General features: G+C 49.9%; 15 protein-coding genes. 4 read left to right on the top strand and 11 right to left on the bottom strand.

Annotated elements, in window-relative coordinates; translation table 11 throughout:
* From thrC to coxB, 8 genes are all read right to left on the bottom strand, one after another.
* Positions 1-1,404: a threonine synthase gene (gene thrC / locus ACSHWX_RS14640; protein WP_435668972.1), complete on the bottom strand. Its 1,404-nt coding sequence runs from the start codon at positions 1,402-1,404 to the stop codon at positions 1-3.
* A 31-nt stretch (positions 1,405-1,435) separates the two neighbouring features.
* Positions 1,436-2,218: an SURF1 family protein gene (locus tag ACSHWX_RS14645; RefSeq protein WP_435668973.1), complete on the bottom strand. Its 783-nt coding sequence runs from the start codon at positions 2,216-2,218 to the stop codon at positions 1,436-1,438.
* 110 nt (positions 2,219-2,328) lie between these two features.
* Positions 2,329-3,165: a cytochrome c oxidase subunit 3 gene (locus ACSHWX_RS14650; protein ID WP_435668974.1), complete on the bottom strand. Its 837-nt coding sequence runs from the start codon at positions 3,163-3,165 to the stop codon at positions 2,329-2,331.
* Positions 3,166-3,182: 17 nt separating this feature from the next.
* Positions 3,183-3,731, bottom strand: coding sequence for a cytochrome c oxidase assembly protein (locus ACSHWX_RS14655; RefSeq protein WP_435668975.1), 549 nt, complete (start codon positions 3,729-3,731; stop codon positions 3,183-3,185).
* A 12-nt stretch (positions 3,732-3,743) separates the two neighbouring features.
* Positions 3,744-3,899: a hypothetical protein gene (locus ACSHWX_RS14660; protein ID WP_435668976.1), complete on the bottom strand. Its 156-nt coding sequence runs from the start codon at positions 3,897-3,899 to the stop codon at positions 3,744-3,746.
* Positions 3,899-4,831 (bottom strand): heme o synthase, encoded by a 933-nt coding sequence (locus ACSHWX_RS14665; RefSeq protein WP_435668977.1) that lies wholly within the window; start codon positions 4,829-4,831, stop codon positions 3,899-3,901. Before ACSHWX_RS14665 ends, ACSHWX_RS14660 begins: the two co-directional genes overlap by 1 nt.
* Before the next feature lie 78 nt (positions 4,832-4,909).
* The gene (ctaD, locus tag ACSHWX_RS14670; RefSeq protein WP_435668978.1) at positions 4,910-6,577 is read right to left on the bottom strand and encodes a cytochrome c oxidase subunit I; all 1,668 of its coding nucleotides are present in this window, start codon (positions 6,575-6,577) and stop codon (positions 4,910-4,912) included.
* Positions 6,578-6,652: 75 nt separating this feature from the next.
* Positions 6,653-7,579, bottom strand: a complete 927-nt coding sequence (gene coxB, locus ACSHWX_RS14675) for a cytochrome c oxidase subunit II (RefSeq protein ID WP_435668979.1) — start codon at positions 7,577-7,579, stop codon at positions 6,653-6,655.
* Between the two features lie 362 nt (positions 7,580-7,941).
* On the opposite strand from coxB, the gene ACSHWX_RS14680 reads away from it, so the two are divergent.
* Together ACSHWX_RS14680 and ACSHWX_RS14685 are read left to right on the top strand one after the other, a co-directional pair.
* On the top strand, positions 7,942-8,442 hold the full coding sequence (locus tag ACSHWX_RS14680) for an invasion associated locus B family protein (protein WP_435668980.1): 501 nt from the start codon (positions 7,942-7,944) through the stop codon (positions 8,440-8,442).
* A gap of 132 nt (positions 8,443-8,574) precedes the next feature.
* Complete coding sequence (locus ACSHWX_RS14685; RefSeq protein ID WP_435668981.1) at positions 8,575-9,954, top strand: MATE family efflux transporter; 1,380 nt, start codon at positions 8,575-8,577, stop codon at positions 9,952-9,954.
* A gap of 89 nt (positions 9,955-10,043) precedes the next feature.
* On the opposite strand, the gene ACSHWX_RS14690 is transcribed toward ACSHWX_RS14685, so the two are convergent.
* Positions 10,044-10,313 carry a hypothetical protein gene (locus tag ACSHWX_RS14690; RefSeq protein WP_435668982.1) on the bottom strand — a complete coding sequence of 90 codons (270 nt, stop codon included), beginning with the start codon at positions 10,311-10,313 and terminating at the stop codon, positions 10,044-10,046.
* A gap of 130 nt (positions 10,314-10,443) precedes the next feature.
* Here ACSHWX_RS14690 and ACSHWX_RS14695 point away from each other — a divergent pair, with 130 nt between their 5' ends.
* Positions 10,444-11,319: a LysR family transcriptional regulator gene (locus ACSHWX_RS14695; RefSeq protein ID WP_435668983.1), complete on the top strand. Its 876-nt coding sequence runs from the start codon at positions 10,444-10,446 to the stop codon at positions 11,317-11,319.
* 9 nt (positions 11,320-11,328) lie between these two features.
* Here ACSHWX_RS14695 and ACSHWX_RS14700 read toward each other — a convergent pair whose 3' ends face one another.
* On the bottom strand, positions 11,329-12,012 hold the full coding sequence (locus tag ACSHWX_RS14700; RefSeq protein ID WP_435668984.1) for a DUF4386 domain-containing protein: 684 nt from the start codon (positions 12,010-12,012) through the stop codon (positions 11,329-11,331).
* Positions 12,013-12,107: 95 nt separating this feature from the next.
* Here ACSHWX_RS14700 and ACSHWX_RS14705 point away from each other — a divergent pair, with 95 nt between their 5' ends.
* Complete coding sequence (locus ACSHWX_RS14705) at positions 12,108-12,998, top strand: LysR family transcriptional regulator (RefSeq protein ID WP_435668985.1); 891 nt, start codon at positions 12,108-12,110, stop codon at positions 12,996-12,998.
* Here ACSHWX_RS14705 and ACSHWX_RS14710 read toward each other — a convergent pair.
* Entirely contained in the window at positions 12,995-14,365 is a 1,371-nt protein-coding gene (locus tag ACSHWX_RS14710) for a glutamate--cysteine ligase (RefSeq protein ID WP_435668986.1), read from the bottom strand. The two genes, ACSHWX_RS14705 and ACSHWX_RS14710, sit on opposite strands and share 4 nt — an antisense overlap.
* Positions 14,366-14,399: the final 34 nt, after the last annotated feature.

Below are 14,399 nucleotides of genomic sequence, written 5' to 3' on the forward strand. Positions count from 1 at the left end.
TTATTGCTCCTTATTGGCACGGGCGCGGCTTTTGATAAAAGCCTCAACCGTATCTTGTGCGTTTTCCAAAACTTCAAAACGCTCTTCGCGTTCATAAAGGTCAGAAAGTGAGGCGGGCAGTGCCGCATCAACGTTGGTGGCAGACTTTACGGCTGCCGGAAATTTTGCGGGGTGCGCGGTCGACAAAGTAATCATCGGCACATCGCTTGCAGCAAATTCTTGCGCCACTTTATAAGCAACCGCTGTATGCGGGTCCATCAAATAGCCCGCATTGGCGAGCACAGTTTGTTGAACAGCGGCTGTTTCAGCCTGATTTGAGGTCCCTGCCCCAAACCCAGCTTTGATGGTTTTCAACGCCTTTTCAGAAAGCGCGAAGCTGCCCGATTGCTTTAGGCCATCCATCTGGTTTTTTGTTTCTTCGGCGTTTCTGTCATTGGCTTCAAACAACAACCGCTCAAAGTTGGACGAAATTTGAATATCCATCGACGGGCTTGTAGTGGCAGAAACCCCGTCCATTTCGTATCGCCCTGTTTCCATGGTGCGACGCAAAATGTCATTTTCATTGGTGGCGATGATCAATTGCTTGATCGGCAGTCCCATCTTTTGGGCAACGAACCCAGCGAACACATCGCCAAAATTACCTGTTGGAACGGTAAAGCTCACTTCGCGATGTGGTGATCCGAGCGCCGCTGCAGATGTGAAGTAATACACCACCTGCGCAACAATCCGGCCCCAATTGATCGAGTTAACGCCTGAAAGGCTAACGCTATCGCGGAAATGATGGTTGTTGAACATGTCTTTGACGATGGTTTGGCAATCGTCAAAGTTACCTTCAATTGCAATATTATGAACGTTTGCATCCAGCACAGTTGTCATCTGGCGCTGTTGCACGGGGGAAACCATGCCCTTAGGGTGCAGAATGAAAATGTCGGTGTTTTCACGCCCGCGAAACGCTTGGATCGCAGCAGAACCCGTATCCCCAGATGTCGCACCCACAATGGTGGCGTGCTGATTACGTTCGCCAAGAATGTGGTCCATCACCCGCGCCAAGAACTGCATCGCCACGTCTTTGAAGGCCAAAGTTGGGCCATGGAACAGTTCGAGCACGAAATGGCCATTGTCGGTTTGGATAAGTGGTGCAACAGCTTCATGGCTGAAAGTGCCATATGCCTCGTTGAGCATTGTGCGCAATTTATCTTCCGGTATTTCACCATCAACAAATGGCGAAATCACCTCAAACGCAACCTCGGCAAACGGTTTTCCGGCCATTGCAGCAATTTGGTCTTTATCGATCTGCGGCCATGTTTCAGGTAGATACAAACCGCCATCGCGTGCCAATCCGGCCAATACTGCGTCACAAAATCCCAAGCGCGGCGCGAGGCCGCGTGTGCTGATATACTGCATTATTCAATCCGTGAATTTATTCGGGCGCACACTAGTCCGCGCTCTCGTCAGTTGCAAGTTTTTGAAGATTTCTGCGGCGGAGCAGCCAAAAAATCAGCAATATGGGGGTCAACAACGCTAGGGCGAACCACGTTAGCGCATATTCCAGATGCTTGTTTGGAAACTCTACTTCGCCCGTTTGTGCAGGCTGTGGCAGTGCTGACGCGTCAGTTGGCTGCCAATGGACATAAAATGGCGCGACGGTGCCTAGATCGCTAAACAGAACTGAAGCCAGCCGTTCGGGGTTGATCACCCAATCCACGTTTTTGGCCAAATCTGGTTCAAGGGTCGCAGACCCAACCCGCTCCGCACGGCGCAAGACACCTGATATCTGCATGGGTCCAGTAGGTGCCGTTTCATACCCAGCGTTGAAGGCAAGTTCTTGGGGCACAAACCCGCGATTGACGTAGACAATACCACCGGCTGTCAATTCGAACGGGGTCACGATCCAATAGCCGGGGCCGCCATAGCGTCCGTTTTTCTTCGGCAAGGATATAAAGACCCGCGCTTCGCTATGATCTAGGAACTGCCCGCTCAATGTTACGGGCTGAAAATCAACGCTTTGTGGATCGAGCGTGCTCCATGTCGCTTGAGGCGGTACTTCCACGGCGGGTGTCGACGAACGCGCTTTTGCTGTCGCGATGAGCTGTTCTTTCCAGCCCAAACGTTCCATTTGCCAAAATCCAAGCGTTGCGAACAAAAGCGCAGCGCCAAGCATACCTGCCATAAACAGGATGGTGCCCAATGTGGAATTACGGCCTTTACGTTCTGACATTATGTTCGCCTAAAAGTCGGGTTTAAAAGTTGGTTCAACATGTTGAAACGAACCAACAAACAAAAAAGGCGCGGGAGCATTTCCCGCGCCTTAAATTCAACATTATCGGTTTAGCCGTGGCTAATTGCGACGCCCCATGAGCCCCACACATAAACGGCAGCAAATAGGAACAACCAGACCACATCAACAAAGTGCCAATACCAAGCGGCAAATTCGAAGCCCAAATGCTGTTTAGGTGTGAAGTGACCATTAAGCGCCCGGAACAAGCAAACCAGCAGGAAGATCGTACCGACCAAAACATGGAAGCCATGGAAACCGGTCGCCATGAAGAATGTCGCGCCGTAGATGTTACCAGAGAAGCTGAACCCGGCAGTTCCGTATTCGATCGCTTGAACAATTGTAAATACGGCGCCTAGAACGCAGGTCAAAATCAAACCCCATTTAAGGCTTTCGCGGTCGTCTTCCAACATTGCATGGTGCGCCCACGTCACTGTCATGCCTGATGTCAGCAACAGCAATGTGTTGAAAATCGGCAAGTGCCAGGGGTCAAACAATTCAACACCAGTTGGTGGCCAATGGCCGCCCGTTGCGGCAACGCGGCCAAATTGCTGAATTTCATCGTAATAGAAGAACGCATCGAAATAAGCCCAGAACCAAGCTACGAAGAACATCACTTCTGAGGCGATGAACAAGATCATGCCGTAGCGGTGGTGCAATTGAACAACTGGGGTGTGATCGCCAGAATGAGCTTCCTTGATCACGTCTGCCCACCAACCATACATGGTGTAAAGCACGCCTGCGAGGCCCATCAGAAAGACCCACGGAACGTCCATGCGCATCCACATGATGCCGCCTACGGCCATCACAAAAGCAGAAACGGAGCCGATAAAGGGCCATGGGCTTGGATCAACCAAGTGATAATCGTGATTTTTAGCGTGTGCCGCCATTAAGCTTCTCCCAATCTTTACGAAGCATAGAATGCGTAAAAGAGCGTGATTTCTTTTACCGTATCAAGCTCTTTGTCTAAATCCAACTCCGGGTCTAAATAGTAGATCACCGGCATTTCCTTAACTTCACCTGGTGCCAAAGTTTGCTCGGTGAAGCAAAAACATTCGATCTTGTTAAAATATGACCCTGCCACAGCAGGTGCCACATTAAACCCGGCAGTTGTTGCCAAGGGCTGATCGCTTAAATTCGTCGCCGTATAAATAACGGTTACTTTAGAGCCGATTTTATCAATCGATATTTTTGCGGGTTCAACCTTTAAGGGTAGCCCGCCATGAATACTAGCGGTAAAGCGCACACCCATTTCGCGGTCAATAATGCCAACCGCGGCATCTCCGTCAACGCGTTGGGTGATGCCGCCATAGCCGGTTACTTGGCAGAATATCTTGTAAATTGGCACAGCCGCGTATGCCAAACCCACCATACTGGCCACAACCAATACCAAAACAATCGCAAGCTTGCGATTATTTGGATTTGGTACTGGGGCGGTAAGGTTTACGTTTGCCACGGGCTGTTGTTCCTAAAGTGGACGTTGGAAGATCGCAGGACCGATCTTAACGATGGTCACGGCATAAAACAGGATCGCCAAAGCACCCAAAACAATGCCAAGGGCAATCGAACGTTTGCGACGACGCTTTTTGAGTTCTTCAATTTGTTCTGCTGACATTTCTGACATTAAACCAATCCTCCAAGGATCTTGGTTGCACTTATGTCTGCGAGCAACACAAGAAAGATTGCAAACAGATAGACAAGCGAAAAGGCAAACAGCTTGCGCGCAGATTTCTTCAAATTCACAAGATCGTTTTCGCGCCACAGCTTAACGGCGTAAAACACAAATCCAGCGCTTAGCAATGCAGCAGCTGCGCCATAAGCAAGGCTCGCGAAGCCGATCAAAGTCGGCGCGATTGCAATTGCGGCCAGCAAAAATGAATAGATGAGAATTTGATTTTGGGTCGCGCGTTCACCGGCGACATTGGGCAACATAGGAATGCCCGCTTCGTGATAGTCACCCTTTTTATAAAGCGCCAGCGCCCAGAAATGAGGCGGCGTCCATAAAAAGATAATCAGAAACAGAATCGTACTTTCAAGCGTGATGGTTCCAGTGACAGCGGCCCAGCCAATCATTGGGGGGAAAGAACCAGCCGCGCCACCGATAACGATGTTCTGCGGTGTCCAACGCTTTAGCCACATGGTGTAAATCACAGCATAAAAGAAAATGGTGAAAGCCAGCAATCCGCCAGCAACCCAATTGACCAAAAGGCCAAGTGTTACAACAGAGAATACGGAAAGCACCAAGCCAAAAGCCAAGGCTTCGTTTTTAGTGACTTTACCAGCAGGAATAGGGCGGTTTACGGTACGGCTCATCACCGCGTCGATGTCCGCATCATACCACATGTTCAGCGCGCCTGATGCACCTGCACCAATGGCGATGCATAGAATGGCGGTGAATGCGATCACAGGATGAACAGCGCCCGGCGCAACCAGTAGACCAACAATGGCTGTAAAAATGACCAACGACATAACCCGCGGCTTAAGCAACGCAAAATAGTCTTCCACATCCGCGGAAGAGTAAAGTGGGCTTTCATTTTGGTCGCTGACAAATGCCATTATCGCATCATACCTAAACTGGTTTTGCCCTGATGGGCTTGTTCCCGCCGCACAAGTGCGCGGCGGGATAAAAATTCACTACTTGATTTTTGGTAGTGTTTCGAACTGGTGGAATGGTGGTGGTGAAGGCAATGTCCACTCTAATGTGGTTGCACCTTCGCCCCATGGGTTATCCCCAGCTGGACGTTTTTTCCGTACCGCATCGAATACCGTGTAAAGGAAGATAAGCACAGCAAACAATGTGATCAGATAACCAACAGAAGACACCATGTTCCATTGCGCGAACGCCTCTGGATAGTCGATGTAACGACGCGGCATACCGTTCAGCCCAAGGAAGTGTTGGGGGAAGAAGATCAGGTTCACGCCAACAAACATCACCAAGAAATGGATGGTCGCAAGTGTTTCTGAATACATGTGACCAAACATTTTTGGGTACCAGTAATACCAACCCGCAAAGATCGAGAACACAGCACCAAGCGACAGCACGTAATGGAAGTGCGCCACAACATAATAGGTATCGTGCAACGAGCGGTCAGCACCAGCATTGGCCAAAACAACACCTGTCACGCCACCAACGGTGAACAAGAAGATGAAGCCGATGGCCCATTGCATTGGCGGACGTAAGGAAATCGACCCGCCCCACATTGTTGCAATCCAAGAGAAAATTTTCACGCCGGTTGGCACCGCAATAACCATAGTCGCAAACACGAAGTAACGCTGCGTATCAAGTGAAATGCCGGTTGTGTACATGTGGTGTGCCCACACGATGAAGCCCACAAAACCAATCGCAACCATCGCATAAACCATCGCCAAATAGCCAAATACTGGTTTTTTGGAGAATGTCGCCACGATGTGGGAAACAATGCCGAAGCCCGGCAAAATCATAATGTACACTTCAGGGTGACCAAAGAACCAGAATAAGTGCTGGAACAGAATTGGATCGCCGCCGCCTTCAGGGGCGAAGAACGTCGTGCCAAAGTTTCTGTCTGTTAGCAGCATGGTGATCGCACCAGCCAGAACAGGCAATGAAAGCAACAACAAAAACGCTGTTACAAGAATGGCCCATGGGAACAATGGCATTTTGTGCAACGTCATGCCTGGGGCACGCATGTTGAAGATTGTTGTGATGAAGTTGATGGCACCAAGAATTGAAGATGCACCTGCAATGTGAAGCGACAGGATCGCGAAGTCCATCGCAGGGCCAGGCTGACCTGATGTTGAAAGTGGTGGATAAACTGTCCAACCACCGCCCGTGCCCATGCCGCCCGGAGGGCCCTCAAAGAACATTGACATCAACAACAGAATAAACGCTGGAGGCAAAAGCCAGAATGAAATGTTGTTCATCCGTGGGAATGCCATATCCGGAGCGCCAATCATCAATGGCACGAACCAGTTGGAGTAGCCCCCGATGAGGGCTGGCATAACCACGAAGAAGACCATGATAAGGCCGTGTGCGGTGGTGAACACATTATACATGTGCTTGCCTGCATCAAGCGCCGCGGCGCTTTGCCATTCATGGCCATAAACCATAGAGGCGAGACCCGGGAAAATCTGGATACCCGGTTCTGCAAGTTCCCAGCGCATCACGCCTGAGAGTGCGCCACCGATAATCCCCGCAATAATCGCGAAGATAAGGTACATTGTACCAATATCTTTGTGGTTTGTTGAATATACATAGCGCTTCCAACCCGTAGGGTTTGCGTGCGCATCGCCATGTGACTTTTGGTCAGCAGTTGCAGTCGCCATTTGCTTTCCTTGCCTCTTTCCCATTCAACTCTTCGCCCAAAAAGACGAAGAGCCCCAATTCATAAATTTGATGCGTTATTTCAAGCCGGCCAAAATCATATTGGCTGCTTCAACGTCATCTTCTGCTTTTAGCTTTTCAGACCAAGCTTTGTAGTCTTCTTTAGACACTACGCGTACTGCGATTGGCATAAAGGCATGGTCTTTTCCGCAAAGTTCTGAACATTGACCGTAATACATGCCTTCTTTGCGCGCATTGAACCACGTTTCGTTGACCCGGCCCGGTACCGCATCTGTTTTGACACCGAAAGCAGGCACTGCAAATGCGTGAATAACATCAGCTGCTGTAACAAGCATACGAACTGTTGTGCCCACTGGAACAACCAAATCGTTGTCCACGGCCAAAAGTTTAGGCTGACCCGGTTTCAATGTTGCGATTTCGTCATCGCTCAAAATGATCGAGTCGAATGAAGCGCCATCAAGGTCGTTATATTCAAATCCCCAATACCATTGGTAACCGGTCGCGGTGATTGTGACTTCGGCGGCTGGTACTTGCTCGCCATTTTCGCGTGAGAAAATTGAGCTGCCCAAATATTTGCGCTCACCATCCGGTGTGATCATCTGATCTGCCAACACCCCAAAAGATGGGATTGCGATGACAATCAGAATCAAAATCGGAACAACTGTCCAAACAATCTCAATGAACGTATTGTGCGTGGTGCGTGATGGTGTTGGATTTGCCTTCGCGTTGTAGCGAAACATGACCCAGATCAAAAGCGCTGTTACGAAAAGTGTTATTACAACGATGATCGGCATCAACAGACCGTCGTGAAACGCTGCTGTGCTATCCATAATGGTGGTTACAGATGGCTGAAACCCAATCGCCCCGTCCGTTGGTTGCCCAGTTACTGGATCACCAGCGGTTTGGGCAAAAGCGGTTGCGGGCAAGGCCCAGGCGATGATTGCAGTTGTGACTTTAGCCAGACGTGCGAAAATGCTGCTCACGTCAGTCTCCCTTTGCGACATGTTTAAAGCCTAATAGCTGAACATACGCATAAGTGGAGTAGACTCCTCTTGTCAATTCGCACATCCCCAAATCAGGCAGAATCTCATTGCTGACGTAAACCATATCAGAACAGATTGCGCAATTCCAATTGAATGAGAAACAGTGCGGCATAATCTCCCAAACACATAAAAATGCACAGTTTTAGGTTGTTTTGGCCAAAATCCCACCCAAGGCCATCCTCATGCCGCAATCTAAAGACCAAAAATATGCGTTAAGAAGTGTGATGTTGAAATTGACTATTTGGTTCTCAACGCACAAAACCATATCACTTTCCAATCGGAACCTTTTTTGGGGAATCGCTTTGTTCGCTCGTTTTGCTGTTTTCGTTGGCTTCGTAGGCCTTCTAGTTCTTTCCACCTTTGGCGCAAATGCCCAAGGCATCGTTCGTGCCCAATATGGGGATTGGCAGCTCACTTGTGACACACCTCCAGGTGCGAGCTTTGAGCAGTGCGCACTTATTCAAAATGTTACGGCTGACGATCAACCCGGCGTTGCGCTGAGTGTCATCGTGCTGAAAACGGCTGACGGGCAAGCGCGACTATTGCGGGTTTTAGCCCCGTTGGGCATTTTGCTGCCAAACGAACTCGGCTTGGTGCTTGACGGTAAAGATCAAGGCCGTGCGCCCTTCATTCGCTGTTTGCCAAACGGCTGCATGGCGGAAGTTGTGTTAGATGATGCGCTATTGGCGCAGTTACGCACCGGCACTTCGGCTCTATTTGTCGTGTTTAAAACCCCTGAAGAAGGCATCGGCATCCCCGTTTCACTTCTCGGACTGGGTGACGGGTTCGACAAACTGCCATAATCGGCACCCACATCGGCATCCACACGATTTACCCTGACTTCATGACTTGATCTTTTGGCAACAAAAGACCATTTATGGCGCCTGTTCTGTTCTGGCGGTGCGAAAGTGCAGCCTTCAAAAGAAAGCTGATATATGTCGAAGCCAGCAACAAATGGCATGAAAGCCGTTTTCACTGAAGGTTCAACCATGCGCCATGTGGTTGTGATGACCACAACTTCGGCGATTGGGTTGATGGCCATTTTCTTTGTTGATGCCATCACGTTGTTTTACATCTCTCAACTTAATGACGCTGCGCAAACGGCGGCGGTCGGCCGAGCAAGCTATGTCCTTGGTTTCGTGATTGGCCTTTCTGTTGGATTTATGATCGGCGCATCTGCAATGGTTTCCCGCTCGATTGGAGCTGGCGACGAGGAAGCGGCACGATCCTATTCGGGCACGTCGCTTATTTCGGCATTCGCGTTCGGTGCCATTGTCACTATTATTGGGTTTTTGCTCACCGATTGGTTTATGGCGCAATTAAAAGCCGAAGGCCAAGCGCTGGAATACGCGCGGACATATCTGTTTATCGTTCTACCAACCATGCCATTTTTAGGCGTGGGTATGGTCACGATGGGATTGTTGCGCTCCAAAGGCGATGCAAAACGCTCGATGTATTTGCCCTTGATCGGCGGCGCGCTAACTGCTGCGCTCGACCCGATATTCATTTTCGTACTTGGCTGGGATGTTGTTGGCGCGGCTGTTGTGTCCTCAATTATGCGCATCACGTTCGCGGCTTTGGGTCTATATTTCGTCATTGGCATTCACAATATGGTTGCTTTGCCGACGCTTGATCGCTTTTTTAAAGACCTAAAAAACATTCTTAAAATCGCTTTGCCGACTGTTGCAACAAACCTAGCCGCGCCCGTGGGTGCCTTTTTGATCGCTCAAGCTGTGGCAGATTTTGGCGATGCAGCGATTGCCGGCCAATCGGTTGTTGATCGTCTGGTGCCGCTTGCCTTCGGTGTTATTTTTGCCCTTTCTGGCGCGGTTGGGCCTATTATTGGGCAAAACTTTGGGGCCTTTAAAATGGACCGTGTGCGTCAAGCGCTAACCGACGGGGTGATATTCAACCTCGTCTACGTGCTGATCGCCTGGTCGCTATTGTTCCTTGCACAAGACTTTGTGGTGCGCACTTACAATGCTACCGGCGACATGGCGTTGGTCATACGCCTGTTCTGCGTGGTGATGGCTGGATCGTTCTTGTTCAATGGCTTGATGTTTGTTTCAAACGCCGCGTTTAACAACCTTGGCAAACCGCTATATGCCACCATGTTCAACTGGGCACGGCAGACATTGGGCGTTGTTCCGTTTGTTTATTTTGGTGCGCAATGGGCTGGCCTACCCGGCATTTATTGGGGTATTGCCGCCGGTGCTGCGCTGTTTGGTGTTGTACCCATCATTGCGGCATTTGCCTTGATCCGCAAACTAACTGCAGAGCAAGCGACACAAGCTGAGCCCTCTCCTGCCGCTTAGGGTCTAGACCCTAAAAAAGGACCGAACCGACAGTTTGAACTGTGGGCTCGGCCAAGTTGGGGGTTAGAAGGTAAATAGGATAAATGGGATTAAAGGCCGCTGGCCTTTTTCCGCGCGCTGTTTAAGCGCCACACAGCTTGGTCTCTACCGACCTGAACCAGCTCACGCACATTTTCACGGCTCAGCCCAATATCATTGAGCTGCTCAGCACTTAGGCCCTTTAGGACCTTATGCGTTTTTTGCTGATTGTAGGTTTGCACCACGCGAACCCAAAAAAGTGAAACATGTGTCGCCAGTATCATCAGCTGGGAAATGCCGAAGCTGAAGCCCTGACGACGATGTGTAGACACATACGCCATATCAAATCTCCATTTGTGAATGACTGCCAATCTTAATGGCAAAGGTAGATTACTTCTTGGAGGATATTGACAAATCGATCATTCGTCTAACAAATAGAACTTATAGTTACGATCAATTTTGGTGATGACAATGGCAAGCCCTCTCGATTTGGACCAATTACAAACATTCGCGGTGATTGCAGACTGCGGCAGTTTCACTGAAGCTGCAAAGCGGGTGTTTAAAACCCAGTCTGCGGTTTCAATGCAAATCAAACGGCTTGAAGAACGGCTGGGCACCTCGTTGCTGGCGCGCGAAGGTAGACGCGTCACGGTAACCCATGCAGGTGAAGCCCTTTATCACAACGCCAGACGCATGTTGCAAATCAACGCCGACATTGTCGATTTGTTTTCAAAAGAAGACTTATCTGGCACCATCCATATTGGCATTCCAGACGATTATGCCGTGCGGGTGTTGCCTATTCTGTTGTCTTCATTTCAACATTCGCACCCCAAAATTCAGATCGACGTTAAATGCCAACCATCTGAAGACCTATTGGACGGTGTTCGGTCAGGTAAATATGACATGATCATTTTCACCCAAGGCACCAATCAGAAATTCGGTGAATTGCTGCGATCTGAACCGATGCATTGGGTGGTGGGCAAGAACTCAAAAGCGGCTGAACTTACACCTGTTCCCATTGCTTGTGGCAACAAAGATTGCTGCTGGCGCCTTGCGGCGGACGATGCGCTAAATGCGGCGAATATCGACTTTCGCATCGCATATACCTCGTCCAACGCGACGGCGATTACCAGCGCGGTCCATGCTGGGCTCGCAGTTGGCCTGCTCACTGAAAGCTCGCTAACCCCAGAAATGCGCATTTTGGGACCAAACGACGGCATGCCCGATTTGCCCCATGCCGACATCGCCATGCTGCGTGCCAGCAACGCATATGGCGGCATTTACAACGCTTTGGCTGAACATATTAAGTCCAGCCTTGAAACGGTGATCGAGAGTTCCGCCGCTTAGTCTGACGCCCTATTCGGTATCGCCAACATGTTGATAGTCAAACCCTTTGATGATCAACCAAATGCTCATGCCAATTTCAAACAATCCGCCGGGTAAAGATAACATGACGCCAATGCCGCTGCCGTAAAGTTCTGACACCGTGCCAATGATAAAGATCGTATACCCGATCAGGCCCCAGATCGAGAAAAGCCGCGGCACCAAACGTGTGCGGAAAAGCACGATGCACATCAATATGCCAGCGGTGCCCCAAAGGGTCATACCGATTTGATAGGCGTAAAAATTTGCTTTTGATAAAAGCATAACCCACAGGGCAGCTTGTTCCGGGTCGACATCTGCAACGCCGCTCAACGGCACCACAAGACTTAGGAATACACCACCCACCAGTAGAGCTGTCGTTGCAATAATTGCACCGCCAAAATAGCCAGCGGAGAGAAAACGCGCATATGGAGCGAGGATGCAAAACATAATTGTTGCAAGTATCATGTTGGCGATTGTGTGCAGGATCGTCATCAATCCAACACCGGATATATAAAGGGTTGAGCTTACCGCCAAATCAGCCAACGGACTGCCGCCAGCCAGCGCTGTATCCACGATACCACTGCCAATTCCGTAGGCCAAAAAAGTAAGAATGAAGAACCCGCCATAAAATCGTGCGGCCTTTAGATTTCGCGTCGGAGCTATCGTTTGTGTCATGATGATGCCTTTCAAAGCATGTTTAATTGGCTTCTTACCCGCTCCACTTGCTAATATGAATTGACCAATTTACTTGATCTGATATGCATAAACGCATGGATTGGCGCGCAACGACATTTGATTGGAACCGCACGCGGGCATTTTTGGTCGCTGCGGAAGAAGGTTCACTTTCCGCAGCAGCACGGGCGCTTGGTTTGGCGCAACCAACGCTTGGACGCCAAGTAGAGGCATTAGAAGCCGAGCTTGGATTGACGTTGTTCGAACGCGATGGGCGCGGCATCGTGCTGACCCCGAGCGGTGTTGAACTTTTGGAACATGCACGCGCAATGGGCGCTGCGGCAATGCAGTTTTCTCTCTCCGCACACGGCCAATCTCAAGCCATTGAAGGTGATGTTTCAATTGCTGCAAGCGAGACAATTGCGGCTGTCATGTTGCCGCCAATCGTTGCAAAATTGCGCACCCAAGAGCCTGGCATTGAGGTAGAAATTGTCGTTTCCAACAATGCAAGCGATCTCGCACGGCGTGAGGCGGACATCGCAATTCGGCATTTCCGCCCGGCAGAACCGGACCTTTATGCCAGGAAAATCAAAGACATGCATACTCAAATCTATGCCACACCGGCCTATTTGGACAAAGTCGGTAATCCGAAATCACTTGAGGAGCTTAACCGCGCAAGCTTCATCAGTTTGGACAAAACCAATGTTGTCATGCAGGGCTTAAACGCCAACGGCATGTCCCTTACCGAAAAGAACTTTCCAGTTATGACACAGAGCTATTTGGTTATGTGGGAACTGGTGAAACAGGGTGTTGGCATTGGCGTGCTCGATGCCACAATTGGCGACAAGGAACCCCTCGTTCAACGGGTATTGCCCGATTTCAATTCAATAAAATTCCCGATGTGGCTTGTGGCCCACCGGGAACTTAAAACAAGTCGCCGCATTAGGCGTGTGTTTGATTTTTTAGCTGAAGAACTCGCGAAGATTTAGAACAAACGCTCGGTAAAGATCCGCTCGATATCACCGCCCCACATGCCGTGATAGGCGTCGAGCATGTTTTCTGCTGGGGTCTTTTCGGTTCTCAATGCTCGTTCAACGGGGTGCAAGAAAACGCTTTCGTCGAAATCTTCCCAGTTTTTACGTGCGCGGGAAGCCAAACCAGCGCGAGAAATTTCCAGCATATCCCGCGCAATATCACCAACTTTCCGGCCGCCAATTTCGGCTTGAAAGGCTGTTTTTGCGACGTCTACACGCAATTGATCGCGTTGTTCCGCGGTCCAGTCTTTCACCAAGTCCCAAGCCGCATCAAGGGACGTTTGATCATAAAGCACGCCGACCCAAAGGGCGGGCATCGCGCAAATACCTTCCCACGGGCCACTATCCGCGCCACGCATTTCAAGGAAACTTTTTAGTCGAACTTCGGGGAAAATTGTTGAAAGATGGTCTTCCCAATCCGCTTTCGTTGGCAATTCACCGGGCGCTTGTGGAAGTTTGCCATCCAGGAACGCTCTGAAACTTTCGCCTGCGCAATTGATATATTCGCCTTTTCGAATGATGAAATACATTGGAACGTCCAGCGCATAATCGACATAACGCTCAAAACCCATGCCGTCTTCAAACGCGAAGGGCAGCATACCGGTGCGGTCATTATCTGTGTTTTGCCAGATATGGCTGCGGTAAGACAAATAGCCGGACGGTTTGCCGTCAATAAAGGGAGAATTGGCGAAAATCGCCGTTGTAATGGGCTGAAGCGCAACGCTTGTGCGCAGTTTTTGCACCATGTCCGTTTCAGATGCGAAATCAAGATTAACCTGCACCGTACAAGACCGGAACATCATCGATGTGCCAAGCGTGCCAACCTTTTCCATGTATGGTTTCATAATGCCATAGCGGGACTTCGGCATCATCGGCATTTCATCCAAACCCCAAGTCGGCGCAACGCCCAAACCCAAAAACTCTAAACCCATTTCGTCGGTGATGGACCGGAGGAGTTTTAAGTGATTGCCTGTTTCAGAGCACGTTTCGTGGATGGTTTCCAGCGGTGCGCCAGACAGTTCTAGTTGCCCACCAGGTTCTAGCGAAATCGACGCGCCCATTTTTGGATCCTTAAGGCCAATAATATTGCCCTTATCCATTAAAGGGGTCCAATTGGTTTTTTCTTGAACTGTGTTCAGGATCGCCTGAATGCCCGATTTACCCTCATATGGGGTTGGCGATCTTTCCTTTTTGCAAAAGACAAACTTCTCGTGCTCGGTGCCGATGCGCCATTTGTCTTTTGGTTTGGAACCGTTGGAAAGGGCATGGATCAAATCGTCTTTTGATTCGATCATCGAGCTTGTGGCGACTTCGGCTGACATAGGACGTCCGTTTGTTAGTATCGGGCGTCAACCC

The sequence above is a fragment of the Maritalea sp. genome, from assembly GCF_051251695.1.
In the GTDB taxonomy this organism is placed as follows: Bacteria; Pseudomonadota; Alphaproteobacteria; order Rhizobiales; family Devosiaceae; genus Maritalea.

Excerpts from the sequence above, each read along its gene's own strand:
- thrC (WP_435668972.1), bottom strand. The coding sequence starts at position 1,404 with ATGCAGTATATCAGCACACGCGGCCTCGCGCCGCGCTTGGGATTTTGT.
- ACSHWX_RS14645 (WP_435668973.1), bottom strand. The coding sequence starts at position 2,218 with ATGTCAGAACGTAAAGGCCGTAATTCCACATTGGGCACCATCCTGTTT.
- ACSHWX_RS14650 (WP_435668974.1), bottom strand. The coding sequence starts at position 3,165 with ATGGCGGCACACGCTAAAAATCACGATTATCACTTGGTTGATCCAAGC.
- ACSHWX_RS14660 (WP_435668976.1), bottom strand. The coding sequence starts at position 3,899 with ATGTCAGAAATGTCAGCAGAACAAATTGAAGAACTCAAAAAGCGTCGT.
- ACSHWX_RS14665 (WP_435668977.1), bottom strand. The coding sequence starts at position 4,831 with ATGGCATTTGTCAGCGACCAAAATGAAAGCCCACTTTACTCTTCCGCG.
- ctaD (WP_435668978.1), bottom strand. The coding sequence starts at position 6,577 with ATGGCGACTGCAACTGCTGACCAAAAGTCACATGGCGATGCGCACGCA.
- ACSHWX_RS14685 (WP_435668981.1), top strand. The coding sequence starts at position 8,575 with ATGTCGAAGCCAGCAACAAATGGCATGAAAGCCGTTTTCACTGAAGGT.
- ACSHWX_RS14690 (WP_435668982.1), bottom strand. The coding sequence starts at position 10,313 with ATGGCGTATGTGTCTACACATCGTCGTCAGGGCTTCAGCTTCGGCATT.
- ACSHWX_RS14695 (WP_435668983.1), top strand. The coding sequence starts at position 10,444 with ATGGCAAGCCCTCTCGATTTGGACCAATTACAAACATTCGCGGTGATT.
- ACSHWX_RS14700 (WP_435668984.1), bottom strand. The coding sequence starts at position 12,012 with ATGACACAAACGATAGCTCCGACGCGAAATCTAAAGGCCGCACGATTT.
- ACSHWX_RS14705 (WP_435668985.1), top strand. The coding sequence starts at position 12,108 with ATGGATTGGCGCGCAACGACATTTGATTGGAACCGCACGCGGGCATTT.
- ACSHWX_RS14710 (WP_435668986.1), bottom strand. The coding sequence starts at position 14,365 with ATGTCAGCCGAAGTCGCCACAAGCTCGATGATCGAATCAAAAGACGAT.